General features: G+C 41.1%; 25 protein-coding genes and 1 pseudogene. 5 read left to right on the top strand and 21 right to left on the bottom strand.

Annotation, left to right across the window (positions count from 1 at the left end; all coding sequences use genetic code 11):
* Positions 1–24 precede the first annotated feature (24 nt).
* The 5 genes from AC3RCI_RS07740 to AC3RCI_RS07720 all read right to left on the bottom strand — a co-directional run bounded on the left by AC3RCI_RS07740 (position 25) and on the right by AC3RCI_RS07720 (position 2,867).
* Positions 25–447, bottom strand: coding sequence for an NUDIX hydrolase (locus AC3RCI_RS07740; RefSeq protein WP_492528391.1), 423 nt, complete (start codon positions 445–447; stop codon positions 25–27).
* A gap of 87 nt (positions 448–534) precedes the next feature.
* Positions 535–1,065, bottom strand: coding sequence for a hypothetical protein (locus tag AC3RCI_RS07735; protein ID WP_492528389.1), 531 nt, complete (start codon positions 1,063–1,065; stop codon positions 535–537).
* Between the two features lie 61 nt (positions 1,066–1,126).
* Positions 1,127–1,876 carry a class I SAM-dependent methyltransferase gene (locus AC3RCI_RS07730; protein WP_492528387.1) on the bottom strand — a complete coding sequence of 250 codons (750 nt, stop codon included), beginning with the start codon at positions 1,874–1,876 and terminating at the stop codon, positions 1,127–1,129.
* Between the two features lie 286 nt (positions 1,877–2,162).
* Positions 2,163–2,468: a hypothetical protein gene (locus AC3RCI_RS07725; protein WP_492528385.1), complete on the bottom strand. Its 306-nt coding sequence runs from the start codon at positions 2,466–2,468 to the stop codon at positions 2,163–2,165.
* 96 nt (positions 2,469–2,564) lie between these two features.
* Positions 2,565–2,867 (bottom strand): winged helix-turn-helix transcriptional regulator, encoded by a 303-nt coding sequence (locus AC3RCI_RS07720; RefSeq protein WP_164764330.1) that lies wholly within the window; start codon positions 2,865–2,867, stop codon positions 2,565–2,567.
* 335 nt (positions 2,868–3,202) lie between these two features.
* Here AC3RCI_RS07720 and AC3RCI_RS07715 point away from each other — a divergent pair, with 335 nt between their 5' ends.
* Entirely contained in the window at positions 3,203–3,784 is a 582-nt protein-coding gene (locus AC3RCI_RS07715; protein ID WP_492528383.1) for an NAD(P)H oxidoreductase, read from the top strand.
* 91 nt (positions 3,785–3,875) lie between these two features.
* Here AC3RCI_RS07715 and AC3RCI_RS07710 read toward each other — a convergent pair whose 3' ends face one another.
* The 5 genes from AC3RCI_RS07710 to AC3RCI_RS07690 all read right to left on the bottom strand — a co-directional run bounded on the left by AC3RCI_RS07710 (position 3,876) and on the right by AC3RCI_RS07690 (position 8,007).
* Positions 3,876–4,517, bottom strand: coding sequence for a FusB/FusC family EF-G-binding protein (locus AC3RCI_RS07710; RefSeq protein ID WP_492528381.1), 642 nt, complete (start codon positions 4,515–4,517; stop codon positions 3,876–3,878).
* 283 nt (positions 4,518–4,800) lie between these two features.
* A complete protein-coding gene (locus AC3RCI_RS07705; protein ID WP_492528379.1) occupies positions 4,801–5,286 on the bottom strand; it encodes a stalk domain-containing protein in 486 nt (161 codons plus the stop codon).
* Between the two features lie 138 nt (positions 5,287–5,424).
* Complete coding sequence (locus tag AC3RCI_RS07700) at positions 5,425–6,081, bottom strand: hypothetical protein (protein ID WP_492528377.1); 657 nt, start codon at positions 6,079–6,081, stop codon at positions 5,425–5,427.
* Between the two features lie 177 nt (positions 6,082–6,258).
* A complete protein-coding gene (locus AC3RCI_RS07695; protein WP_492473941.1) occupies positions 6,259–7,131 on the bottom strand; it encodes a carbohydrate ABC transporter permease in 873 nt (290 codons plus the stop codon).
* An 18-nt stretch (positions 7,132–7,149) separates the two neighbouring features.
* Positions 7,150–8,007, bottom strand: coding sequence for an ABC transporter permease (locus tag AC3RCI_RS07690; RefSeq protein WP_236146791.1), 858 nt, complete (start codon positions 8,005–8,007; stop codon positions 7,150–7,152).
* A 278-nt stretch (positions 8,008–8,285) separates the two neighbouring features.
* On the opposite strand from AC3RCI_RS07690, the gene AC3RCI_RS07685 reads away from it, so the two are divergent.
* From AC3RCI_RS07685 to AC3RCI_RS07675, 3 genes are all read left to right on the top strand, one after another.
* Positions 8,286–10,076: a cache domain-containing sensor histidine kinase gene (locus AC3RCI_RS07685; RefSeq protein ID WP_492528375.1), complete on the top strand. Its 1,791-nt coding sequence runs from the start codon at positions 8,286–8,288 to the stop codon at positions 10,074–10,076.
* Between the two features lie 225 nt (positions 10,077–10,301).
* Entirely contained in the window at positions 10,302–11,909 is a 1,608-nt protein-coding gene (locus tag AC3RCI_RS07680) for a response regulator transcription factor (RefSeq protein WP_492528373.1), read from the top strand.
* Between the two features lie 108 nt (positions 11,910–12,017).
* Positions 12,018–13,697, top strand: coding sequence for a type 2 periplasmic-binding domain-containing protein (locus tag AC3RCI_RS07675; protein ID WP_492528371.1), 1,680 nt, complete (start codon positions 12,018–12,020; stop codon positions 13,695–13,697).
* Between the two features lie 130 nt (positions 13,698–13,827).
* Here the strand turns inward: AC3RCI_RS07675 and AC3RCI_RS07670 are convergent, their stop codons facing one another.
* Together AC3RCI_RS07670 and AC3RCI_RS07665 are read right to left on the bottom strand one after the other, a co-directional pair.
* Positions 13,828–14,139: a hypothetical protein gene (locus AC3RCI_RS07670; RefSeq protein ID WP_492528369.1), complete on the bottom strand. Its 312-nt coding sequence runs from the start codon at positions 14,137–14,139 to the stop codon at positions 13,828–13,830.
* A gap of 36 nt (positions 14,140–14,175) precedes the next feature.
* Entirely contained in the window at positions 14,176–14,361 is a 186-nt protein-coding gene (locus tag AC3RCI_RS07665) for an aspartyl-phosphate phosphatase Spo0E family protein (protein ID WP_492528367.1), read from the bottom strand.
* A gap of 164 nt (positions 14,362–14,525) precedes the next feature.
* Between AC3RCI_RS07665 and AC3RCI_RS07660 the strand changes: the two genes are divergently transcribed.
* Positions 14,526–14,777: a helix-turn-helix domain-containing protein gene (locus tag AC3RCI_RS07660; protein ID WP_492528365.1), complete on the top strand. Its 252-nt coding sequence runs from the start codon at positions 14,526–14,528 to the stop codon at positions 14,775–14,777.
* A 767-nt stretch (positions 14,778–15,544) separates the two neighbouring features.
* Here the strand turns inward: AC3RCI_RS07660 and AC3RCI_RS07655 are convergent.
* The 9 genes and pseudogenes from AC3RCI_RS07655 to AC3RCI_RS07615 form a co-directional block, all read right to left on the bottom strand.
* Positions 15,545–16,375, bottom strand: coding sequence for a toll/interleukin-1 receptor domain-containing protein (locus AC3RCI_RS07655; protein WP_492528363.1), 831 nt, complete (start codon positions 16,373–16,375; stop codon positions 15,545–15,547).
* A 425-nt stretch (positions 16,376–16,800) separates the two neighbouring features.
* Entirely contained in the window at positions 16,801–18,819 is a 2,019-nt protein-coding gene (locus tag AC3RCI_RS07650) for a TIR domain-containing protein (RefSeq protein WP_492528360.1), read from the bottom strand.
* A gap of 137 nt (positions 18,820–18,956) precedes the next feature.
* A complete protein-coding gene (locus tag AC3RCI_RS07645) occupies positions 18,957–19,985 on the bottom strand; it encodes a toll/interleukin-1 receptor domain-containing protein (RefSeq protein ID WP_492528358.1) in 1,029 nt (342 codons plus the stop codon).
* Between the two features lie 108 nt (positions 19,986–20,093).
* Positions 20,094–20,654 carry a TIR domain-containing protein gene (locus AC3RCI_RS07640; RefSeq protein WP_492528356.1) on the bottom strand — a complete coding sequence of 187 codons (561 nt, stop codon included), beginning with the start codon at positions 20,652–20,654 and terminating at the stop codon, positions 20,094–20,096.
* Positions 20,642–21,100 (bottom strand): hypothetical protein, encoded by a 459-nt coding sequence (locus AC3RCI_RS07635; RefSeq protein ID WP_492528354.1) that lies wholly within the window; start codon positions 21,098–21,100, stop codon positions 20,642–20,644. The genes AC3RCI_RS07640 and AC3RCI_RS07635 overlap by 13 nt, the downstream gene beginning before the upstream one ends.
* Before the next feature lie 917 nt (positions 21,101–22,017).
* Positions 22,018–22,584 (bottom strand): hypothetical protein, encoded by a 567-nt coding sequence (locus tag AC3RCI_RS07630; protein ID WP_492528352.1) that lies wholly within the window; start codon positions 22,582–22,584, stop codon positions 22,018–22,020.
* A gap of 345 nt (positions 22,585–22,929) precedes the next feature.
* The gene (locus AC3RCI_RS07625; RefSeq protein ID WP_492528350.1) at positions 22,930–23,121 is read right to left on the bottom strand and encodes a hypothetical protein; all 192 of its coding nucleotides are present in this window, start codon (positions 23,119–23,121) and stop codon (positions 22,930–22,932) included.
* A gap of 357 nt (positions 23,122–23,478) precedes the next feature.
* The gene (locus AC3RCI_RS07620) at positions 23,479–24,015 is read right to left on the bottom strand and encodes a serine/threonine protein kinase (RefSeq protein WP_492528348.1); all 537 of its coding nucleotides are present in this window, start codon (positions 24,013–24,015) and stop codon (positions 23,479–23,481) included.
* A gap of 700 nt (positions 24,016–24,715) precedes the next feature.
* Positions 24,716–25,288: pseudogene (locus AC3RCI_RS07615) on the bottom strand (nucleoside/nucleotide kinase family protein).
* Positions 25,289–25,653: the final 365 nt, after the last annotated feature.

Below are 25,653 nucleotides of genomic sequence, written 5' to 3'. Positions count from 1 at the left end.
CTTTTCTAGAAGAGTTTAACCTCATTACTTTCTCCCTTGATCATAATGAGGAATCTCGTTTCCTTCGACTAGACTCCGTATGCCATTCTTATAATAGGGCATTAGCTCCTTAGCCTTATCCACATCCATCCAGGCAAATTCAGATATTTCATGAGGCCTTATAAGCTCTAACCTTCCTCCAATAACCTCAGCTCTAAACGTGAAGAAGATGGCATGCTCCTGCTTTTCCTCAAATAAACATTCATTGATGGCAATGATCCCTTGGACTCTTACATCAAGTCCTGTTTCTTCTTTGGCTTCTCTGATGGCTGCTTGATCCAACGTTTCTTCCTTTTCCACCGCGCCACCAGGAAGCGACCAACTGGAATTGCCTTTATTCTTGACCATTAGAATCTTGGATGAGGTATCATCCAGGATTAATGCATAGGCTACGTCTACTCGTCTCATTAAGCTATCTCCTTCCGAGATGGTTAGATCATTATTCAATTCGCAGAAGCTGGTCTAGTATGACTACTTCTGCTTCTTCATAAACACTTAATAACGCTCTTCAAATCTCTTTATCCACCAATCCATGCTCAATAAATAATCAATTTTAACTGGCATGATCATAAACTGTTCATTGACTTCAAGGGGTTCTCTTAAACCTGTATACACCAAATCAATATCTAACTTAAAAGGTTTGATTTTTCTTCCAACCTGACTTTCAAATTCCTTTACAAAAGACAAAAGATTCGGCGCACCTTCCCAGTAGTGCATCGCCGCTTGGCCACCCGCAGGCATGTTCCACCATTTAATAAATGAAGGCCACATATTAACCAGAACAGTCCTCACGTTCTTGTCTGTAATCATTGAAAATTCAGGGGGATCCAAAATCAAACTTTTCTCGATTCCACTTTTAAGAAGTTCTTTTTTGTAGATACATTGATTCCATAGCTCATTCCACTGCCCTTTGAACTTTTCATTACTTCGTCCACCATTAGAAAATTGACTCCCAGGCCACGTATCTTCTCCGAATTCATCTGTCAACAGTCCATGTGCACTTGCCACAAACATAAGAAAATTCAAGTCATAATCTCCTGATATGCATATGGTCCATGTATTGTTCACTCTAGTTATTTCCTCTCTGTCAAAGTTTTCTAGCTTTTATAACAAAAGTTACGGGAAACACCTTCGCCCTGTTTGCGAGATGATTCTTGCTTCCATCATGCCTTTGCAGTATCTCATTGTCGGTTTCTTCAATCATTTGTTCGATCACAAACCCTGCTCTAGCCAATGCATTGATATAGGTTGAACATTTGCGATCCGATAAGATGAGATCACCCCGAACAAAATCAGGCGATACCGAATACCAGGATTCATCGAAGTAGGACTTGTTAAATATAAATCGATTATTTTCTTCAACAATACATTTATGTATGGGGTGAGACCAACTGAATATAAAAATGCCGTCTTTTTTTAAATAAGAAGCAATACGGGAGAACGTCCCTTCAAGATCGGTTGTCCAGCCTATGGCATAAATCGAATAGACAAAATCAAAATATTGGACAGGTATGCCGCACTCCTCTTCCATAGGGGAACAGATTAATGTTGAGGAAAGGCCGTATGCCGACAAATGCTGCTTCGCCTTTTCAATCTGTTTCTCTGAGATATCCACTCCCCATAACTCAGCTGCGTTGCGATCCCCATGGTATTTCAAGGATTGACCATTTCCACACCCGATCTCTAGCATTTTCTTTCCTGAAACATCGCCAAATAGTCGCCATTTATCTTCTGAGGTGAATGCGCCATACAAGGGAAGTACAATGGCTTCTAAAAAGTCATTTCCTTGAGTATTCCAATACAAGCTGTTTGTCTCATAAACACCATGCTTGTTCATTCGGTGACCTCCTCTAATATCATGATAACTGGTAGTTCATTGACTATTCGTTGTGCACGAGTTTGTCCGTAACATAACAAATCATTGGAAGTAAAAAAGAGAAAAACTATAAATTGTAATGACTACGTTTACAAATTTCAGGAACTACACAACGAATGTAACTTCTCGCTCAAATATGTGTGCAGCTGCTCGGTTTAGGTTTAGTTTTTGATTGAAGCATATACTTTTTTAATTTGGGATGAGAATTTAGCTGCGCCTGGAATTCGTGTACGTTTGAAATATCCGGTTAACAGTTTGGGATGATTTTTGACCAGATCTCAATAACGATGTCAGCGATGACTGATCTCGTAAAGCCCAAAATCTCGACTACCTCAGATTTATTCCCCTCATCAAGCTCCTCGCCTTCCCGAAATTCCCCATCCGGGTCATCTTCCAGCTGCTCACTGAATGTTAGACGAGCAACGACATAAGACATAATATTTTCCTTGTCCTGGGCTAATTGCTCCATGATCCACTGAACACATTCTTCCTCTGTTGGAGAGGAGATACCAAAGCCGTGCAGAATATGCATCCGTTTTCTAAAAGGATCCATTAATAACACCGCTTCATAATCATAATTGGCATGTTCAACAAACTATCAGGTTTAAGCTGAACGAGTTCAGCCGTAACTCTTCAACATTCCGGAGAGTCAAAATTCCTCCAATACCTTCGACTTATCCCCGTAAACCTTATCTAGATGCTCTTCCCCCCAGTAACACAAATGGTCCAAGGCCGGTTTTAATCCCCAACCGTAGTCTGTTAACTCATATTCCACTCTAGGGGGAACCTCCGAATAGACTTTTCTTTGCACAATCTCGTCTTTTTCCAAGCCTCTTAGCTGAGTCGTCAGCATCTTTTGCGTAATTTCAGGTATCAGCTTCCTAAGCTCTGATGAGCGTTTCCTTCCTGTCATCAAGTGGTAAATAATCAGAGGCTTCCATTTCCCGCCCATTACTTCCAAGGCCGCCTCCACACCTACTTTATACTTTTTGGGAGCGCCAGCTTTATGGTCTTCTGTCAACTTTCATCTCTCCTTCATCAGGCATTGTCCGAAGACTACATCCAAGGTGAAACATAGCGGTTTCCTTCTTTTCGTGTATTATTTCAGCCCCACAATAAGGCACAATTCGGGTCTATTTAGGGTACTTTCATGTTCCTATAGCACTCTAATCTTCCTATAGAACTTCAAAGTGCGTTCTTCCAGAATATATCATCCCTGTTTATAATAGCATCAGCCATGAAGCGTGGCTACCAAACAAGCGCTGTAGAAAGGTCGTGAAATATAACATGAACGTATTAGTTGTTGTGTCTCATCCAAGAAAAGATTCCCTTACATTTCAGGCTGCCGATCGTTTTGTGCAAGGTCTTACTGAGGCTGGTCACGAAGTTGAGATATTGGACTTACATGAAATTGGCTTCGATCCTATTCTCCAAGGCATGGATGAACCAGATTACACCCAACCCAATCAAATGTTTTCCCCTGAGGTTAAAACAGAGATGGAGCGATTGAAGAAGCATGATGCTGTGGCTTTTGTGTTTCCTCTCTGGTGGTGGCATCTGCCAGCCATGCTGAAAGGGTATGTGGATCGTGTCATGAACAACGGGTTTGCCTACGGTTCGAATAAGCTTCACCATCATAAGATTTTGTGGATTGCGCTTTCGGGCGTGACGGAAGATCAGATGAAGAAACGAAACTATGATGAATCGATCACGAACCTGCTCAACTTGGGTATTGCAGATTATTGCGGCGTCTCTAACTCCAGTGTTGAATTTCTGTACGAGACGTTGGATGCCAAGCCCGAGCACTATGAGAACCTGCTTAACCAGGCGTATCAATTGGGACTGAAATATGACAAGGACATACGCTAACCATACGCAAGTCGGGTAATCGAAAAGAGACACCGCGCATTAATGAAACCAAAAAGGTCGCTCCGAAGAGCGACCCTGTCTGTTCTAAGCATTATTTTACTGTCGAAAGAAGAAACTTCTCCAGCATGGTGACGTCAGTGATGCTATGGTTGCAAGCCGTGCTATCCATGCATACGTACTGGCCAATGGAAGCCAAGTTATCCGGCGAATAGCCCTTCGTCTTCACGTTGAAGAATCCAAGCTCCTGATGCCGATTACAGAACATGCAGTACCCTTTTTTGTTCGTAGCTGTAATCCGTCCCTCGATGCCGAGAAACTTCTCTTCGTACGGGTACACAATGAACAGACGATTGGTAGCAATATCCGTCCATCTCAGATAGGTCGTACGTGCGTAATCGACCGTTTCCAGATCAGGCAGCTTGAGCTTCTTCGCCTTGGGAAACAGCTTCTGAATCTGCTTCGCCGACACTTGCGGGAATGGAATCAGGAATCCTTCCAACCGGTCCAGATAATCCTGCAGCTCATGCGCAGCCTCGTAGGTAGATAGCTGCTCCAACAACTGCTTCTGTTCGGCAGTCAGCTCATCGAAGACTTCTATAGCATTCGTTACGGCCGTATAACGGACGGTTTCCAGGACTTTGCGATCCGCGACTGTACGCAGCGCTTTGAGCAGGAAATTGGCTTGTTTTGTAATCACATTAAATTGATGATTTTGAATAAATGGTGTTTGCATGGCTTTCAGCCCCTTATTTTTATTGGTAAAACAAATAAGGTGCAAAGCCTGCGGGATGAAACATTATGTTGCTTTCAGGGCGATCGATGTTCTTCTCGTCGCGCCCTACACAAAGTCCGCCCCTAATCAGGCTTTGCGTAAGGCCGTTCTAGCGAACGAGCAATCCGGCACTGCCAATATTGCCACGGTATAACCCCCAATGCGATAGATGTACCTGAATTATAACAGGATTGGGATTGTATGGGCAACGGAATTCGTTCCAATTCATCGCAATTTGTAACTCTCACTGCTGATTCTTCGTGGTAATTCGGACCATGCTCTGGCCGTTATTGGATTCCCAATGAATCTTTTTGCCATATGCTTCACTAATGGCTCTTAACGGCAAATAAACTCTACCATCCACCATCATTGTTTCTTTTTTTAGTTCAATTTCCTTGTCGAACTCGGTAAAATGGCTTTCTCCCACCTTGAAGGTTAACCTTGGCTTTAGGTAATCATCTATGTCTACATATGCAAAAATTACACTTTTAGCTTTGTTATCCCACCATATCCCTTTACCAGGCACAGCGAAATCTAGCACACTACTGATATAGACTGGCGAAACCAGTATATGACCTGCAGAGATGATATAATCAGTTCCTTCTACTAAGTGGAAGGTTTGTTCGTCAATTTTTGCCTCAATCGAGTTTTGGTGAGCTTCGGCACTTATTGAATTGGCACAAGTAATAAATAGAAAAATCGCAATGATGATTAATATTGATTTTTTCATTCTATAATCTCCTCAAATTTAGTGAGTTTCCCTGACTTCCATAACGTTCTCGTATTCACGATGCTCAAAATGTCAGGAAAGTCTGCCTCCTTCTGCTTCCCTCAAATCCTTTCGTGTGTGATATTCCTTGATGTGTTACTATCTTACTGCACTAGTAAAACTCGCTTTAAAAATTAGATCATACACATTTGTATACGAATCATAATACTCAAGTGCCTGTTTTCTCTCTTGGTAAAAAGACTTCAACCTTTCCTTGTCTCCGGTATCCACATAAGCTATTAACTCACGACTTGCTTTTTTATATGCTTCCACACTTTCCCTGGCAGGAGAAAAATCAAAGGAATTATAGTCTTGTACTGGAGTAAATACCTCTGGACGGATACCGACGTTCGATTCAGCTTCCTCTATGTTCTGTTGTAATCTTGAGAAGTCCACTGGCTCTTCTAATATCACTTTGCCCAGAATATGAACCACTTCCTGGTCGATTTTATTGAACCGAGTTGTAAAAACCTGATTCAACACATGCATCTCCATTAAATTTCTCGTGTAGAGAAAATAACTATTCACCAGATGGAGTGTTGAGTTTTTATACTCTACTGAAAATCTCGCACCTCGAAGAATGTTGGCCGGGATGTACACACGACCATCAATAATTCTGGCTTCTGCATCTGCTTGAGTCTTTAGCTCTTTTTCATTAAATAATATGTCGATCTTTTTTGGTGCACTTGTAGCTGTAAAAGCAATGGATGCACTTAATAACGTCAAAGCAAGGGTAACAACCATAATTTTCTTCACTTTGTCTCCATCTCCCTATTAACGAATGACTCACGCTCAGAATCATTTCTCATAGTACCATTTTATTCAAATAAAGGTAATATACTTCTTTTTCACAACAAAAAAGAGCCACCTCCCTGGCTTCAGGCCAGTTCAGCAACTCCCTTTTCACAACCCTATTCCATCCGCTCCACGCGGCTACTCCTTCACAGCCCCCACCACAATCCCCGTTACAAAGTACCGTTGCAGGAACGGATACACGAGTAGGATCGGCAGCGCACTGATAAAGATCTGGGACGCCCGAATCGTCCGCTGCGACAGGTTCGCAATCGCTTCCGGATCAAGCTTCGTCATATCGGCCTGTACGATGATCGTCTGCATGAATGTCGCGAGTGGCAGCTTTTCCGAATCACGGATATAGATAATCCCGTCAAAATATGCGTTCCAATGTCCCACCATCATAAACAAGGAAACGGTGGCAATGACGGGGACAGAGACAGGCAGGTAGATTTTGATAAACGACTGAAAGTGTCCTGCTCCATCGATAAATGCAGCCTCCTCCAGATCCTTCGGCACCGTGCGGAAGAAATTCAGCAGCAGGATGATATTGAACACCGCCACAAGTCCCGGCAGAATGAGTGCCCACAATGTGTTCATCAGCCCGAGCTTCAGAATCAGGATATACCCCGGAATGAGGCCCCCGCTGAACAGCATCGTGACAACAAAATACCACAGATAGAGGTTACGTGCGCGGAACACACGTGTCTCCTTGGAGAGCGCATAGGCAGCAATCGTATTCACGATGAGTGCAAGCCCTGTTCCCAGCACCGTCCGCTCCACGGACACCCACAGGGAGGACAGGAAATTGGCGTTATCGAACGTCTTGGCATATGCTTCGAGCGTAAATCCAATTGGCCAGAACGTCACCAGACCGGCATTCGCAGGTGCGGACGCGCTAAGCGATACCATCAGCAAGTGATAAAGAGGCAGCAGGCAGAGCACCGAAAGGATGGTCAGGAACACATTGTTGAAGATGCTGAAAATGCGATAGGGTAACGTTTTATGATACATGGCTCGTCATCATCCTTTCTAGAAAATTCGATATCCGGCGAATCGGTAGGCCAGTCGGTAAGAGATCACGATGAGGATCAGGCTGATGACCGATTTGAACAGATTCACCGCGGTAGCGAAACTGAACTGCCCACTCAGCAGACCTTCACGATACACGAACGTATCGATAATATCCGCTTGCTGGTAGATTAATGGACTATATAAGTTGAAGATTTGGTCGAAGTTGGCGTTAAGCACATTCCCCAGTGCCAGTGTGGCAATTACGATTCCGATGGGAATCAGCGCCGGGATGGTGATATAGATCGTCTGCTTCCAGCGTCCTGCCCCATCCACTTCAGCTGCTTCATACAGTGATGGGTTAATGCCGGACAATGCAGCAAGGAAGATAATCGTATTGAAACCAAACTCTTTCCAGACATCACTCGCAATGATCGTAAACCGGAACCAGTTACCGTCCCCCAGGAAGAAAATCGGCTTGATGCCGAACACCGAGACCAGGAACTGATTGAGAATGCCCGTCTGTGCCAGAATGTCGATCAGGATACCGGACAGCGTTACCCAGGACAAGAAGTGTGGCAGATACACGAGTGTCTGAATGGTTCTTTTGAGCGCCATCTTCCGTACCTCATTAAGCAATAGCGCGAAGACAAACGGTATGATCAGATTCATGATGATTTTGGAGCAGGCAAAAAACAGCGTGTTCCACGTAATCTGCAGGAAATAATCATTTTCCCACATGTATCTGAAGTGCTTCAGTCCCACCCATTCCGAACCCGCGAACCCAAGCGCAGGCTTGTAATCCTGAAATGCCATCAAAATTCCGGACATCGGAATATACGAAAAGATAAAAACCATAATGGCCGCCGGCAGCACCATGAAGTGCAGAACCCAAGGCTGTTTGTAACGTTTCTTTCTCTTCTGTTCCAGCTTGTTCCCCACATTCGCCTGCGGGACCCGTTGACCCTCCAATTTAGCCTCCATAGTGCCTTCTCCTGTTCCCAAAAAAAGTTTTTGTGTGTAATGGGGTTCTCTGCTATAAATAGTATCAGGCCATTCTGAGCTCTGACTATATAACATTGTTAGGCCGGATAGGGTTTTGTTAGGAATCTGGTGAAAACCTGCCTTGTTAAACACGAGTATGAAGGAGACTTTTTATGCATATATGGAAGCGCTTTATATTATTCGAAAGAAGGACCCGTTCCCGCTTCAGCTTGTTTGCCAAAATCAACTGCTTAATCGTGTTGTTATTCATCCCCATTATTATCATGTACACCTACTCGAACAATGTCACCTATAACGTGGTCAGCAAAGAACTGCAGATTTCGAATACGAAACAACTCACGTTTCTAGCCAGTCAGATTGATTCCCGCATTAATCAGATGATGGATTTCAGTCTGATCCTTTCAAGAGATCCCAATGTCCGCGCATTTAACGGTCTGAACATATGGGATGATCGGTATGATCAGATGCAGACCCGCTATGCCATTCAGGAGAAGATGGTGCTCCAATCCGGCGTCACGGATATATGGAACACCCGGTATGCCGTATACTCACAGCAAAATCAGGATGTTATCGCCAACTACAACCGCTCTTCCGGGTATGACGAGGATTACTTGAAACGGAATATGAGCGGGCAATGGACATATGGGGATCAAGGGGCAGAATCGCAGGAGGGTATGCAGTCCTTTTACTGGTTTTATACCGATTCCTTGGCCCAACCGGGGATGTTGACCGGAAGCAATCTTGTCATTGAGGCCAGCTTCAGTTATGAGAATATTCAGAACATGCTTGATACGTACAAGGCAGGTGGGCAGGGAGATCCCTTCCTTTATCACAAGGGCAATGACCCCATTATGAATCGCAGTGCAGACAAGCAGTTATCGGAGGAACTTATTCATTATCTGGATACACACTCCCCGGAAGATACTACACAGGACGTTGTGAAGCTGAACGGGAAAAAGTATCTGGTTAGCGCAGTCAAATCATCTTATCTGGATTGGCATTTGGTTGACGTGGTCCCGCTGTATCAGATCCTACAGCCGATTTCGCTCAGCCGAAATTTGTTCTATCTCTTTATGACGCTGCTGTTTGTCGTGGGCATTTCTGCTTCGATTCTGCTGTACAGAAACATTCAATCTCCAATCAAAAAGCTGATCCAGGGCCTGCGCCGCGTGCAGCGCGGTGACTATTCCGTACGGCTGCACAGCAAGGATCAGAATGAGTTCTCATTCCTGTTTCATCGATTCAATGATATGTCTCACCAGATTCAAGACCTGATCGAGAATGTATTCCATGAGAAAATTAGAGCCAAAGAAGCAACGCTGAAGCAGCTGCAGGCGCAGATCAATCCCCATTTTCTATATAACTGTCTTGGCTACATCATCAATATGGCTCAAATGAAGGACGAGCAGGCTGTCGTGTCCATGGCACATAATCTAAGTGCATATTATCGGTACACCACCCGCATGGAACGGGAGACCTCATCGCTTCGGGACGAGATCAAGCTGCTTATCAACTATCTGGATATTCAGAAGCTGCGCAATGGACGAATTGAGTATCATATCGATATCCCTGAGGATATGCTTGCCCAATCTGTACCGCGATTAATGCTTCAGCCCATGGTCGAGAATTCCGTTATACACGGCGTAGCGAAGTCCTATTCATCTGGGGAGATTCGCATTACCGGCGAGAGCGTGGATGGTTACGGCAAAATCTATATCGACGACGACGGCCCGGGTTTAAGCTCGGAACAGTACGAAGCGCTGAACATGAAAATGCAGGAGCCACTACAGGAGGAAATGGGCTGCGGCCTCTGGAATACGAACCAGCGAATCATGCATCTGTTCGGCAGCCAGTCCCACCTTCGATTCTGCCCATCCCCGCTTGGTGGATTCCGCACCGAGATCGTCTGGGAGTTGCCGAAGGACGATACAGATTCTGAGTGAGATACCCACTTAATATAAGTTGATCATATTGCACGATTAACGGAGCGGGCAGAAGCAATCTGAAGAAACGAAGTGCTCGCCTTTATCCCCGGATTTCCCCTTTATATAGGGATTCAAAAAATCTGGGGATAACAGCGATCGGAAGATGGTTCTGACTGCGGAGTGGCTTCGTGTAATACAGAGATGCTAGTTTATTTAATTAAACACCAAGGGAGACGAAGAAGTATGCAAATGATGATCGTAGACGACGAAGCACACTGGGTCGATAACCTGTCCATGACCAAGCCCTGGCACACCTTGGGGATCGAACAGGTACATAGAGCGTACTCCGCGCATGAAGCCTTACAACTGATTGACACCCACCCTATCGATATCGTGATCTCGGACATTCAGATGCCGGAAATGACGGGCATAGAACTAATCGAACGCATCCGGATCCGGGACAAAAAAATAAAATGTATTCTGTTATCGGGTTATTCCGAATTCGATTATGCCAAAAAAGCCATCCAGTACGAGGCCGTGGACTACCTGCTCAAACCGCCGACAGACGATGAGTTAATGGGCGCCGTGCAGAAGGCTATCGACCAATTAAACAATGAATGGGAACTCGTCAGTTCACTGAGTCGGACCCAGTTTACCTTACGGGAGAACCTCCCCCATCTTCGCGGTCGACTGCTTTTGGAGGCATTGCAGGGACACCGGTTTTCATCCGGCGAATGGGAGCGAAAACTCACCAATTATGATCTGCCCTTTCACGCCGGGGACGCCGCACTCATGCTCGTTCGGTTGGATGAAGAATTCGGACACTATGACAGCCATGATCAGACCCTGATCGAATATGCCATTATCAATATGGCGGAGGAAATTATGGGTGAGTTTATGCACGTGTGGGGTGTGAAGGAGGAACACGGATATGTGGTGTTTTTACTGCAGCTGAAGGAACGGAATGACGATATTGGAAAAGAGACCATTCTGGAGAAGCTGTCCATTCAGCTTCAATCCAAAGTAAAACAGTTTCTCAAAGGCTCCCTCTCCATTGTCATGACCGAGTGGTTCACCTTTCCGGATCAGCTCTACGATCGCTTCCGTCAGGCCTCCGCATATTTCCGGCAGATCGTTGGAGACGAGCGCGAATTCGTGATGCGGGTCAGCGATGTGGAGACGGCTGCGGCCCAAGGTCCACTGGACGTGCTGTACACCCCGCCCACCTTCATCCATCTGCTGGAGAGTGGACAATGGGATGCCGCCGAAGAGAAAATACTCGCCGTCTGTGCAGAGCTGGATGAGAAATGGTCGGAATCGTGGGAGCATTGCATGGAGGCTGGTTTTCTCATTACCGCTTCGTTCACTAACCTCGCCCACCGGAACAAGCTGACCCTGACGAACCTCATGGGCAGCGATATCGAGTACCTTCAAAGCGGCGAAGCCTTCTCCACCATCGGCAAATTGCGGAAATGGTCACTTGGTGTACTCGCCAAACTCAAGGAAGGCACGTCCAATGAGGTCAAGGATACCCGGTCCGAATATGTGAAGAAGATTCAGGAGTTTACGGATAAAAATCTGCATCTGGATGTGTCTCTGCGTGTGCTCGCCGATCATGTCAATCTGCATCCGACCCATCTGTCCAAGATTTACAAGATCGAAACGGGCGAAGGAATAAGTGAATATATCTCGCGCCTGCGCATGGATCGGGCCTGCCACAAGCTGGTCACAACCACCAAAAAAGTATATGAAATCAGCCTGGAGATTGGCTATATGGACCCAGCGTATTTTATCAAAGTGTTCAAGCGCCAGTTCGGCGTTACGCCCCAGGAATATCGAGACCAGCATTAAACAGCATAATAGACTCCTATCGAAACTAACAAACTCATATAGATGCCCTCCCGCCCAACTTGGTACAGTTACACTTGTAAAGATCATACATCGTAGGGGGATTGAACAATGATCAAATTCAAAACATGGTGGTCCTTGCTCATGGTCATCGCACTCATCACCATCACTGCGTGCGGCAGTGGCGATTCAGCCAGTGAGAATGGTACGGACGATACGCCGGCGACAGTCGGGTCAGCCGAAGCAGAAGCTGCTTTTGCCAAAGGAAAATATGATCCGCCCATTGAGTTCAGTTCGGTTCGTATGCCGAAGAAATACGTTCAGGGCGATACCAAAGAAAATAACGTACACGACCGCTGGATGCTCGAAACGCTGGGCATGAAGCATAAGGATTCATGGTATCCGGCCAATGACGATCAATACAGACAAAAGCTGCAGCTGGCCATCGCCTCTGGCGAGAAGCTGCCTGACTTTGTATCCGTTCCGACAAACGCGGTACTCACTAACCAGCTGATCGACTCGGGTCAATTCATCGCCATTGATGAACTGTTCGACAAGTACGCCAACAAAATTCTGAAGGATCACGCTGCAGCGCATCCCGAGCTGTGGTACCCGTTCACCAAGGATGGCAAGAGATACAACATGCCGATCCTGGAGTACACCGATAACGACGATACCCTGCTCTGGCTCAGAGAAGACTGGATGGAGAAGCTGAACCTGGAAGCACCTAAGACCATCGCAGATCTAGAGAATATCATGGACAAATTCAAAAACGAGAACCCGGACGGCCTGTCTCCGGATAAAGTATTCCCACTGGCGATCTCGCTGAAAAATAACACCAACACCTGGATGGGCTCGCTCGACTGGTTATTCGGCGCTTACGGCACGATCCAGGAACAATGGAACAAAGATGCAAACGGCAATCTGGAGTACGGCTCCATTAATCCCGGTGCCAAACAAGCCCTTGCGAAGCTGAATGAATGGATGAACAAAGGGTATATCCATACCGACTCCGCGCTGTGGGATGAAGGCAAGTCTGCTGAAAGCTGGACTGCTGGCACGGCTGGCATCCTGCCTGGCGCGAACTGGGTTCCCGACTGGCCTGCACCGGACCTGCTCAAGAACGTACCTGGGGCAAAATACAAAGCCTACCCTATTCCGGCTGGTCCAGACGGCAAGATCGGTACGAAGTGGCAGAACTCTGGCGTCAACGCCAGTATCATGATCAACAAGGATGCCAAGCATCCGGAAGCCATTTTCCTATACTACAACTACCTGCTCGATAACCTGGCCAACCCGGCAGCGGGCAGTCCATATGAGTACGGCTTTGCCAAAGGATACGACTGGGATATCGTAGACGGTCAACCGACCAGTGACAAAGAGAAGATCAAAGACTTCTCCAACGAGTTCCCGTTCCTGACTGGTCCGGCTCGTATTCCAGATCTGTATATGAAAACCCTCGTAAAGCTAGCTGACGGCGAGAAGCCCGAAACCCCATACGAAAAACAAATGGCCGAGTTCCGCAAACCTGAAAACTGGGCCGCTGCCAAAGTCGTGATGTCGCAGCTCGACATTCGCAAACAAAACTACTTCACCGGCGCAGCAACGCCAACCATGGTCTCCAAATGGAACCTGCTTCGCCAGTCCGAAATGGAAACCTTCAACAAAATCATCTACGGCAAACTGCCGATCGATGCCTTTGACCAATTCGTCGCCAACTGGAAATCCAACGGCGGAGATCAGATCACTCAAGAAGTGAATGATTGGTTTAAGTCGGTAAGTGGGAAGTAAGATTTGTATTTTGGAAAAGTAAAGCTTTAAAAACTGGAGCCGAAGCGATAGATTCACGCTTCCGCTCCGGTTTTTAAGTTAAAGATCGGGGTCGCTTCCCTCACTTCTTATGAGTCATATTTTCAAGCAATTAACCATCCGGTCTATCCTTATCTCTGTCAGTCAACATTGACTGACCCAACAAGGATACTGTGAGCTGAATGCCATCTCGTAGTCCCTGTAAATACAACCGCTCATTTTCTATGCCTTTGCTGACAATATAACGATTCTCCCACTCGATATATTCAGGTGTCTGCTCGACATCCTTACCTGCAAACAAAACTTCAAACGTTTCGTCTGTTCCCCCACGTACTCGACTCAGTTCAGGATCATGTTCGATCCGGGCAGTCACCTCATTCAGTCTTGCTTGAATCGCTCGTTGCATCCACCGTGGAAAATCCATTGCTTCCCCTGCCCTACGCATTATGTACCTCGCTCATCATCGTGCAACTCGGTGATGTCTCGCCTTCATTTCACTCACTCGTGCCACCAGCTCATCCACCCTCCGGCTTTGTTCCTGAACCGCAGGATTGTCCCACAACGGAATCGCTTGCTTCAAGGATGCCTCTCCAAGTTGATTAAGCTTGCGCCGTTCCTCTTCCAATAAGTCAAGCAACCGGCTCATACATCCACCTCTCTGATGGGTCTAAACTACGTCATGACTTGGTAATGCTAGACATGATTAGTCAATTTTAATGCGATTATCGGTTTATTTAATTTTAATTCGATATCCGCATTAAAACAACCATTATTTCTCATACAATTTGGTTGAAATGAGAGGTGCACATAATGAAGCATAGACAAGAACCACCTGGTGACAAAAATATTATCGGCTCACGAGTCGTATCTATTCGTAAAAGTAAGGGCATTAAACAACGAGAATTTCTCGCCAGATTGCAAACATTGGGTTTGGATATCAGTCAGACCAGCCTTTCCCGTCTTGAGGGCCAGTATCGTCTAGTCCAAGATTATGAAGTGGTGATGATAGCGAAAGCTTTGGAGATTTCGGTAGGGTATTTGCTTGGGGAAAATACTGAGTAAAAGAAGGTTATACAAAGCGCTATATTTTCTTACACGACTAATAATTGTCTCTTCATACCTAGTAATATAAGAATGTTAATTACATATCATTCTGCCAACCTTTAAACCATGGAGGACTTTATGAGAGTAGTCAAAGCAAATGCAACAGAAGCAATCATTAATAACTCCTTATTAGCCATGAATCCTACATCTAGTAAAACAGCTTTCCTATTAATTGAGTGATCTTGCCTCCAAACGCCAAAAAGAGTAGAGAAAGGTGCCAAATACAAAATGTTGTGTTGACAGCGACATTAAACCTAGAGTTCGATGCTTTCGGACGTTCAAGCGGCTACTCACCTGTTACAATTCTCTTCTGCTTATAATATACATCTTTCATCTTTCCTTTACGGGTAGCGTGAATAAAGATACCCGTAAACTTTACTTCTCCGATAGACATTTAGCATCTGCATTCATAAGACGTATATAGACTTTTATCTTGATTGAAGGCCTTTTCGCTCTCTTAACTCCTCACATGATTCAAATAAAAGTAGGTTGTCCTTTAATTCAGACAACCTACTTTTATTATGACTCTCAATTATATGGAAAGAATATGCGAAGTAGAGCATTATCTTATACATAAGTAAGGTTTTCTTTTAATGGTTCACTTGAAAAAACTGGATTACGGCTTCAATAAAATAATACTTTTAAACATTGTTATCAGAATTTTAATCTTTGAGAAATCTGAATTATCTACAACTCTGATTCCTCTTAAATTCAAATAAATTAATTCAGGTAAAGCTTTCATTCTTTTTTGAATGTTCTCTCAAAATTTCAACAATTAAATCAAATGCATTATCATTTTTCATGTCAATATATCTGTAATCCTGAACTAATGGTGGTAAGTCCTCGTGTCTTACATCGAAGTTTAAACAAATGAAATCATTCGTTCCGGATCGCATTCTTCGTTGAATAAAATAGTTTAATTCACTCTTCGTCCACCCAGTCGAAGAGTTTAGAAAGTTTTCGGAAATACATATAATTCCTAAGTGGCTACTCTCTAACCCATCGTTTATCTTATCTATTATACTATCTCCAGGTTTAATTTCGTATTTATCATACCAGGCTCTAATTTCGCGCACTTGTAATTCATTGAAAATAATATCAACTTTCTCTTTGTCTTTACTTGAATGTGATAGGAAAACTGTAAAATCATCACCTAGAATATCAGCATTCCAAATTGAGTTCATTAATTTTCTTTCAGGAAACATAAAAATAGAATTTGCTTCTTCCGTAAAAACCAAATCCACCATCTCTTCATCAGTAAATGTCACTGCATTATATCCTTTACTTCTCATAGATAGAAAAATATCATTATGAAAATAATTAACTTTTCTTTTTTTATCTGCATAGCTAACAGAAAGCCATTCTTCAAACTCTTTTGTATCAATTTCAAAATTTAGATGAAGCAATAGTTGCAGATTGTATGGATTATTATTAACATAAATACCTGCACCAATTAATTCTTGGGTGTCATATTTCCGAAGTATTTCTTTAACAAATTCTTTTTCTTTTGTTCTTTCTGGATAGCTTAGCGAGAAAAGATATCCTCTTTCTGACATGCAATGCCTCCTAATAATATAATTATTTTGAAACTGTTTCATTTACACCCCTTACAGCGTATATAACTCTATTTTGTGCATAGTTTCAACTGAAACATTATCTGATCTTAAAGATTGATAACCCATAGGTGATGTTATGTTAGATGATGTTCTTGACTTAAGGTAATCCTCTCAGCACTGCTAACCATGAAGGAGTTCACTCATTGCATTAGTTTGAAGCAACTCAAGGCCTGAATGTTTATTTTTGATGATTAATATTCATCTTGGCAATGCAGTTTCAATGCAAATAAGAATGGTTTTCTTCCAATTTCTCCCTCAAGGTTTGATGTAGCTCAAGATTTAAAAATAATATTTCCCTATCGCTCAGCTATCCTCTGACTTTTATATTTCAGATATAAGATTATTGAATTTCCATTCAGAGATTTTTAACTTGAGCTAGAAAACAAATTTCCCAAACCTTTAAAAAGCAGATACAGTGCTTCGTCAATAATAATTGTATTAAATAATCTATTGTTTTCTTCCTCACTCAGCCCATTATTGAAATTTGCACTTCTCAAAGTTTCCACAATAGTGTCATAATTTATTGATTGCCCACGTGATCTTGAGTAATTCAATAATTCACTATAGCCCGCATTATTTTCCACTTGCCAATCTTCTGTCAGTTCTTTGGGGATTTCATTTCCTTGTATTATCTCACACACACTTCCAGTTATACCTCCAAACCCACCAAGAAGGTATATTGGAAGGTTATTTTCAATGGCAAGTATGATCTCTTCAAGGACTCCCGGTATGCTACCCTTGTAATCTGTTTGTCTTCCTCCTGCACATATTCTAACATTACAATTTGACATCATGGTTTTCCGCATTTGATTTAAAGAGCGACTCCAAACAAACAAATTTTGAGCGTTGGTTGGGGGCAAGAACTTATCTAACTGAGGTATCAAATCCCTAATATCATCAGCAGGTGGAACATCTATCATTTTAGCAATACTTCTATATTTCCCTTTCCAAACCTTCATTTGTATGTCATCATTTAGATAAATAGGCCACGATACATAGTTGTTAATATTGATCTCTGTAGATAAAGTTCTGGCTTTAAGCGCTGAAGCTTCATTGAATAGAAACTCAGTAAACCCATCTTCACGAAGATCTCCACCGTAATGCAGAACACCTCCACGAGCCAATAAATGCCTCGCAATATCCTGTGAGAGTTGTACTAAATGTTTGTTTGTTAGTCCCTTCTCAACAAAGTCCTCCAATGATTGATCAGAAATAGAAATGCCTATATGTCTGCCTTGTAAAGAACCAAGGTCAATTGATATCGGAGTGCTTGTTTGTATTCCTAATTTACTCAGAAAACTTAATTCTTCAAGATATACAGGAGGTTCAGGATAAATTACTTTTCTAAACATCATTTCGATACTAGTTCCATTATTGACAATGAGCTTATCAAAATCGGATACTTCTGGTGGTCTTGCTAAAATAAAAGCTTCATCATCAATCCATCCAGCTTGCTTATACGTTTCTAAAAGCATCTTAGAATAAAAGTAACGAATTGTTTCTAATAACGCCGAACATAGTATCCTAAGTAAATCCATCGTACTAGGGGAATTAAAATCCATCTGGATATGAATCCCTGGAACATTTGTAGCAAAAGGAAACCTTCGGTCCTCAAACTCCTCTAAGGAATCCACCGCAATTATCGGACGATTATTCTCTTTAGCACACAGGATTTCACGTTGGCACCAATACCTTGATGAATATGAATCCGTATGAATAGCAATAAGAGTAGATTCACTAATGTGTCCAGAAATCTCCTCATCAAATTTATAGCCAGGCGCGATATCAGTGGCATCGAAAAAATTTCTCATTGAGCTATTATCAATGAATTCCTTAAGAGCTTTCGCCAATTTAACTCCATGCTTTCCATCTTTAGCATGACTCAAGAAAAGTTTCAAGGCGTTTTCTTTCCCTAGTTCTTCAAACGATTCATTTAATGAGAACCGATAAATTTCATGTGAAATTGCTATAAAGATTTGTTCTTTTATAAATTTTGTATCAAATTCATATGCTCTAACAAAATTAATCCCTTCAAAAATGTCATTTAAGCTCAACGCTAGCGAATCCATTGCCACCGGAATAGTTATTACGTTTTCTCCTTTTGGGATTAATTTCAAATACTCATTCCACTCTTCATCAGCAGCAACTTCAGTTCCGACAAAAATATAAATTATTGTTTTATTTGATACAGTCTTAACTGGCTTTGGTACACCTTTTTTCGTACAAGTACGGTAAAAGAAAGGCAAACTCATAGCTCTTGAAAATGGCTGATTGACGTCACGTGACAGTAGAGAGAAACAATAATCATATATAGGTTTAACAAATTGGTCATCCGCCGGATGCCAAACAAAATAAATAGATAACGGTGGAATGAAATTTTTCATTAACTCAGCTCCTTTATGAAAATTTATACTCGCAATTTTTGTAATTCACATCTTAGATTTCATTTAAATGATTCACGAAGTGTTATCAGTTATTGTTCGGTTCATTAAAGGAAAAATCATTCAGAATACACTTCATCTTAGGTAAAACTATCAAGTAACTTCAAAAGCTTTCCTTCAATTTCATCTCTAGTCTTTATTTCGATAATATTAAGATTTCGAGCTCTTTTAGGAACAATCCGTGTTCCATCGAGATTAAATATCCAAATTTCCATACAATTCTTTTCGGCTTGGTCTAAAGCAAGTTCCATTTCATCAAAACACCATGGACTACACGCATATTCCTTACACCATGTAGCCAGAAAAATATTTGATGCGTAAATGGCTTCATCAATCGCGGTAGGAATAGAATACCCTGCTCCAAAGTCAGAGTCATCACGAAATACTTTGATATTTCGTCGACGCAATAAAGTTTCTATAAAATCAGCTTCATGAGGTCGTGATCGTGGATAGCTTATAAAGATATTAGGAAAACGAAATATATGCTCTACAGCAGTAGTACTCTTATTTATCAAGCAGGGCAAACTAATTATAGCTTCTTTTAAATTTTTTAAATCGTTTAAGTTGTGGAAATTATCACCTAGTTTATCTGAAAGTTCATAGCGTTTCCTATCCAACGCATTTTTAGATGCTCCTCCAAAATAAGGTAATGGTAAGATAGGTTTGTTTTTTGATTCAGCCAACAACAATAACATATTGGCTGCACCTTCGATTTTCCCGCCCATAGCAACTACAATTTGACACATCTCTAATGCTTTTAATTGGCATAATAACCATGAATAACTTAATGTTTCTTGAGAAATGTCTAATGGAGGGGATGAAGGAATTTTATTAATAGAACTAAAGCCAAATTCACTTTGTAATTTATTTATTTCATCATTAATTTGTGGTAAATCGATATAATAAATATGTACTTGGGGATTTGGATGAATCTTACTTCCAATGTACCCTTTGCATACCCAATAATCAGCGCTATCAATAAACGGACTGCAAATTACCAAAGAAGCACCTAATTCCGCTATACTCTCTCCTAATTTCACGCAAGCTGAATAAAATTTTTCTTTTTTTCCAATTTCAACGCTAAGACCACCTATTATTAAGCACTTCATAGAATGTCCCCCATAAACTCCAAGCATTGATCTAAAAGACACAAAATACATCATATTATTCCTAGCTATTAAATTAACTTAATCTATGAACTATTTAAAGAACTACCCTTAATGAGTCACGCCACAGATTTTGCATTTCGCATTATAGCCCATCATCTCTTGTGAATTTTTTATTAAATGGTTTCTTAAGCTTCTAGATTTAAACGCATTTTCTATATAGTTCCCTAACTGTTCAGCTGTATTTGGGTAAGCCCTAAAGCGAGCATAGCAATTCTCGTGTTCTGAGCACCAATTAGCTTGCAATCTAGGCGGAAGGTATGCCGAATTGCCTTGGCTCGGTAAAATGATCCCCAATAAACCATTTGGTGTATACTCACCCTGTCTCAAAGATGTTTTAATTTCCCAATCGACATAGCGACGACTATGAGTACAACTTCCTACCAGAACAATTGTAACCGTTGTATCTTGTAAGTATTTTCTCCTAATTTGTGTCATCACGTACTCGGGATTCTGGCTTTTTATGAACTCATCATTATTATTAGCTCCAAGAACATACGGAATAAAAACTTTCTCCTTGTGTGCAAATCTATTAATAAATGCATCTACTTCTTGACGATCTTCTCTAAAATGTGATATGAAAACTTTTCTTCTTACACCTAGATAGGGCATGTGTGCAATTCCTCCCATTTCAAATAATTATCAAGTGGATGCTGTGACATATTGTGGGGATTGCTTTTCGTAAAAGTCGTCGTTGACTCCAATAGAATACTAGATTTTTCACCCAATTCATTCAAATAGTTGTTTAAACTTTTATTTCCTCTTAAGATTCGAGTTATCTTTAAATATGAGGGAATGGTAACAGTATCCTTTAAAGTAAGCGTTGCTAATGACTTATCTGCCCTCTTTCCAAAACCTATTTCATAGGGCACCCACCATGACTTCACTATTTTTTCAGAAACTGTACAAAAAACATCAGTTGAGACAGATAATCCATTTTCAATATTTTTAGTGATTGCACTCGGATCTCCTTCGGAAACTGCCTGCTGAAGCTTCTCATCAAATACATCTAAATAGATATCGAAACCCGCATTCTGAATATATTCTCCAATTGTCATAACAGTCTCTTTCTATCCTCGCTTGAGTATGATAGAAAAATACAAATATCGGACTTTAACTGCGATGCAAAATTACTTTTATACAAGATTCGAGAATAGATAGATTAGCTAATTTTTTCCAATAACTATATGCCCTCCTCAGCATTCATTGTTATCAGCATCTAATCACAAACTTTTTTTGGGTGATATTATACTTATGATGGTATATGGTTTTTCCAATAAATATCCTCAAGTCACGGTCGATATTTATTAGGATATAAATACTAATTATCAAATTCCAGAACTAAAGAACTACTTTCATTAAATTGTTTCTACACCAATAGACCCACCTCCTTTTTTTACTTAAAATATTTTTATACTATCCAGAATAAATTTTAAAAATAGATTTAGCGAGAAACATAAAAAAACAAGAAATATGTACAGATATTTATCAAATTAATGCAATATGACTTGATTTCATGCTCAACTTTTTCGAGAATATATCAAATGCTTTAATCGTTTTGGGGCTTTATCCTCGTAACTTTGATGCCTTCTTCTTGGCTCCGGGGTAATCTGAAAATCATTTGGATCGAAACTGATTTATGAACTCCTGAACAGCAGCGATGGTGTAGGGGATGATCCATTCTTTCAATTTGGATTCCCACTCGCTGAATATATGCAGGGTTGTATGGGATGCGAATGTGCAGTGAATCAGTGGAATTTTTTGTTATAGCTTTCCTCTTCGTATTTAACATGTTCATTCATCAGAAACACTCCCTTATTTGAATAGTTATGTTTTCTCCGAAATTTTGAAAAACAAATAAGGAAGGCCCTTATTCATTCCATAGGGAATCAGACGACCTTCCGATATTTTTCGAATCATATAGGATGTTTAGAAGTAGAGATGAGCACAGCAAATTCAATAACAAGTCGCTACTTTATTGCATCTTTACCCAAGCTGCACTATTGATCAATTTGTCCTGATGAATAACAGTAGATGATTGAACCAGCAGATATTTAGTCTGGGTATGTCTTTTTCCCAAACATACACCGATATTCTTTTTACCAGCTATAGAATGATTAATTTGAGTAGAAACAACTCCAAACACTTGCTCTTCCCCGTCCGATTTTTTAATGATAATCTGGTCACCGATCAACTCTTTTATTGTTGAAGGACGTAGTTTATCCAACTCTTCATTAGCCCCCATAACGATGGTCCAAGATTTTGGTGTATTGAAGACTAGCTCCATGCCAAACAGCATTTTGATTTCCATTCTAAGGCATGCATATCTCTGATCCATAAATAGCTCGCCTTTGACATCCCTCTCCCTTAGATCGGCATTACGAAGTCTAACCATGGCATTTCTTAATAAAGCATACCGTTCAGGAGCAAACCTTGCTGCCCAGATACTTGCTTGGGCCTCACCTGCATTAGAAGCCTCATAATCTCCAACGATCTCTTGGAGATTCGTATGCGTTTTCAAAATAGGTCTAACCAAACCCAAAAATCACTCTTACACCTTTCGCGTTCCCTAATTTCAATAACTTTGGAATGGTTTCATTGATAAACCCTGAGCATGTATTTGTAATATTCCTGTACTTCATAAATTGATCACAATAATAATTTTGATCCCAATAGAACTGAATGATCTCCTCCCGTAAAAGCCAACTTTGGTCATAAAACTCTTCTTTATCCTCAAATACAATTTCACTTATTTCTGGGGAAACATCTACCGGAATTTCTCGTGGCAAAGATATGAACGACAGACTTGATCATTCCTGGTGTTTAATAAAACACTAAACAAATCATAGTTCCGCCCCACTATAAATTTTATGAGGATCACTTGGTTTCAATTTAGAAGTCTTTCTTTTGGATACAAATAGTAATCAGGATTAACTATCCACTTATCCGCACTGATCCAGCGAGCAGTACTATTCAATTCTTCCTCACTCTTTGTTATTTCTCTCAAAGCACCATTAATCCTTTCATATTCTCTTCTGTAGGGCTTTTCTCTACAAAGAAAACAAATTTCTGTACCCATGTAACCTCCTAATATCTTCTTCAGTTTTACTACCTTCAATTTTATTAATTTCATAACCTCCTGGATTACTTCTTCAAATTACTTGGGTGGACAGAGGGTCGAATGACACGAAGCTTAAATATATTGTTATCCGACACCTTCGACTTCCTTGATCCACCCTCAAAATACCCTTCGTTCTACTGGTGTACACGACGTCGAAAGGCTTAAAGGGATGAAGTCCCCGGCTGCGCTTGTACAGTTAGCCTTGTAGGTGTGTCCGCCTGATTCCTTGAAATGCCTCAGGCAGACCTAAGGCCATACAACCAAATGCGTGAACATTTTGTTAGACAAAGTATCACGAATCTTTGAAACTACTCACTAAAATAAATCGTTTTTAACTTTAATTAGATCTAAAATTAGCTCTTGCATTGATTTATATCTTCCACTAATATCTTCTAGATATTTAAGAATTATTTCAGCAACCTCTTCATTTATTCCCTCAACTGAATATAGTGTTTCTCTTATTTTGCTTCCAGCAGGAAGGCTTCCTGTAATAAGGTTGTACCAAACTGCTCCAAGAGAATAAATATCAGTTCTCGGATCTATTAGTTTTGGATTACTTATGAGTTCAGGTGCAGTGAAGTGTCCTCCTGCAATGTTATGTCCGGTTTTTGTAAGTCTCGAAGTTAATTCATTCTCAAGGTATATGCCAAGTTCAAAATTAATAACTCTAACTTGCCTTGGTCTAGCGATCATAATATTGCTCGGTCTAATGTCTCTATGTACTATTCCAATCCCATGTGCGTGGCTTAAGCCATCTGCTAATTCAATTATAAGATCAATAGATTTATTGATGGGAAACCTCCCATGATCTTTAAGTACTTGATTTAAATTCTTTCCTTCAAATAATTCCATTCTAATAAATGGCTTAAAAGTCCAACATCATAGATTTTAATTATATTCTGGTGATTTAACCTAAATAGTATTTGTGCCTCTCTGAAAAATCGTTCCAAGTTCCTCTCATCATCATTTGAAAAGATGGGAGAAAAAAATAAATGCAAAATCCATCTTCAACAGATTATGTTTCATTCTTTTTACTTCACCGAATTCGCCTGACCCAATTACCTCTAATTCAGAATAATCATTTGTCATTGTTGCATTACCAGTCTCTAATTCATCTAGCAATGGATTAAAAATCTCGCCCAAATATTTCCTTCGTCCAGCATATGAATCCGAAACATCCTTAATGTAGGTTCAAAACTCATCCAATCACCTGTATTTTTTAATAAACTCTGGGATTTTGTTACTTAGTTTCTCCGTGTTTAATAAGATTTTCCTTAATCTTTTATATTCATCATTATTTAATTCTGTTGAATTACCACTAGAGTATGAGACTAGCCCTTCTTTCAGATTTTCAACGATTTCAAATAGAGTAGGCTCAGAAAATGTCATATTTATCTCCTTTGTTGGTTTTAAAATATTGTGATATTTCGTCTAACATTCCTTGTATTCATGAACCCCGAAGGGGTTGTCTGCTGAAATTCTCCCCGAAATGCATCCAGCAGACCAAGGCTCCAAAGGAGCCGAAGCTTGAATATGGTGTTAAGCGATGCACTTAACCCCTTCGATTATGCTTAAAATGTCCTTCTCTCTCTTCTACTGACTTTATGATTCTTTTGACAATCTCTTCTAATCCTAATGTACCGTCAATTATAATGTCTGAATTCGGCTTCGTTGTTTGTTACATACCTAAGTATGCTAATCTCCCACTGTTAATATAATTCATCATGTCATTCTTAATCTCTTCAATATTGTGTTCTGTATAATCCCTAAGAATTCTTCTAGACATCGCAATATCTAAAGGAGTATCAACAAAAATCGAAAGATTAATGTAGTTACTCATTTCATTATGAGAATAAGCAAATGGGTAATCAGGAATGATATAATCTAGTTCTGGTTCATTCATTAAGGATTGGATATCTCTAATCAATGGAAGCAGATTCCACTGGTTACTATCAGATCCATCCTCAACCCACTTACTAATATCTTCCGGCTCACCCTCAAATTCATAATCATCAAAATATAGTGCCTTCGAGTTTTTCATCAGTTCCGACAAGCGGTTGGTCATTGTTGTTTTTCCACCACCAGAAACCGCAGAAACAGCAAATATATAAGGTTGGTGTTTCATATGAACTCCCTTCGATTTTTAGACGATGTTTTCACGGCCTTTCAAGGGTTTCGCCTAACGTTTCTGTATTCACGAATCATCGTATGCTGAGTTTCTGGCGAATGCCGGACCAAGGACGTATGTCTGCAACTTAAATATTTTGTTATATGCTGCCTGTGCTCTTCAAATTCTTTTAATCTTAATTGATCATTTCCTTCTTCAATTCTATGCTTTCTTGTTATCTTTCTACAACGTTTTTAGCTCTTCCTCAATCTTTTTCGGATCTGTTTTCGCTCGAGAATCTTTTTCCAATTTCTCTTTCTTATTTGTCCGATCTGAAGCAACTTCATGCTTCATATTTGGAATTTTGACCTTATCACTCAATT

Source organism: Paenibacillus sp. MT124 (assembly GCF_058792755.1).
Note: the sequence above shows the minus strand (reverse complement) of the source record. Positions and strands in the feature narration are given on the sequence as shown.

Coding starts and splice junctions, on each gene's coding strand:
- AC3RCI_RS07740 (WP_492528391.1), bottom strand. CDS start 447: ATGAGACGAGTAGACGTAGCCTATGCATTAATCCTGGATGATACCTCA.
- AC3RCI_RS07730 (WP_492528387.1), bottom strand. CDS start 1,876: ATGAACAAGCATGGTGTTTATGAGACAAACAGCTTGTATTGGAATACT.
- AC3RCI_RS07725 (WP_492528385.1), bottom strand. CDS start 2,468: ATGGATCCTTTTAGAAAACGGATGCATATTCTGCACGGCTTTGGTATC.
- AC3RCI_RS07720 (WP_164764330.1), bottom strand. CDS start 2,867: ATGGGCGGGAAATGGAAGCCTCTGATTATTTACCACTTGATGACAGGA.
- AC3RCI_RS07715 (WP_492528383.1), top strand. CDS start 3,203: ATGAACGTATTAGTTGTTGTGTCTCATCCAAGAAAAGATTCCCTTACA.
- AC3RCI_RS07710 (WP_492528381.1), bottom strand. CDS start 4,517: ATGCAAACACCATTTATTCAAAATCATCAATTTAATGTGATTACAAAA.
- AC3RCI_RS07705 (WP_492528379.1), bottom strand. CDS start 5,286: ATGAAAAAATCAATATTAATCATCATTGCGATTTTTCTATTTATTACT.
- AC3RCI_RS07695 (WP_492473941.1), bottom strand. CDS start 7,131: ATGTATCATAAAACGTTACCCTATCGCATTTTCAGCATCTTCAACAAT.
- AC3RCI_RS07690 (WP_236146791.1), bottom strand. CDS start 8,007: ATGGTGCTGCCGGCGGCCATTATGGTTTTTATCTTTTCGTATATTCCG.
- AC3RCI_RS07685 (WP_492528375.1), top strand. CDS start 8,286: ATGCATATATGGAAGCGCTTTATATTATTCGAAAGAAGGACCCGTTCC.
- AC3RCI_RS07680 (WP_492528373.1), top strand. CDS start 10,302: ATGCAAATGATGATCGTAGACGACGAAGCACACTGGGTCGATAACCTG.
- AC3RCI_RS07675 (WP_492528371.1), top strand. CDS start 12,018: ATGATCAAATTCAAAACATGGTGGTCCTTGCTCATGGTCATCGCACTC.
- AC3RCI_RS07670 (WP_492528369.1), bottom strand. CDS start 14,139: ATGGATTTTCCACGGTGGATGCAACGAGCGATTCAAGCAAGACTGAAT.
- AC3RCI_RS07665 (WP_492528367.1), bottom strand. CDS start 14,361: ATGAGCCGGTTGCTTGACTTATTGGAAGAGGAACGGCGCAAGCTTAAT.
- AC3RCI_RS07660 (WP_492528365.1), top strand. CDS start 14,526: ATGAAGCATAGACAAGAACCACCTGGTGACAAAAATATTATCGGCTCA.
- AC3RCI_RS07655 (WP_492528363.1), bottom strand. CDS start 16,375: ATGTCAGAAAGAGGATATCTTTTCTCGCTAAGCTATCCAGAAAGAACA.
- AC3RCI_RS07650 (WP_492528360.1), bottom strand. CDS start 18,819: ATGAAAAATTTCATTCCACCGTTATCTATTTATTTTGTTTGGCATCCG.
- AC3RCI_RS07645 (WP_492528358.1), bottom strand. CDS start 19,985: ATGAAGTGCTTAATAATAGGTGGTCTTAGCGTTGAAATTGGAAAAAAA.
- AC3RCI_RS07640 (WP_492528356.1), bottom strand. CDS start 20,654: ATGCCCTATCTAGGTGTAAGAAGAAAAGTTTTCATATCACATTTTAGA.
- AC3RCI_RS07635 (WP_492528354.1), bottom strand. CDS start 21,100: ATGACAATTGGAGAATATATTCAGAATGCGGGTTTCGATATCTATTTA.
- AC3RCI_RS07625 (WP_492528350.1), bottom strand. CDS start 23,121: ATGGGTACAGAAATTTGTTTTCTTTGTAGAGAAAAGCCCTACAGAAGA.
- AC3RCI_RS07620 (WP_492528348.1), bottom strand. CDS start 24,015: ATGGAATTATTTGAAGGAAAGAATTTAAATCAAGTACTTAAAGATCAT.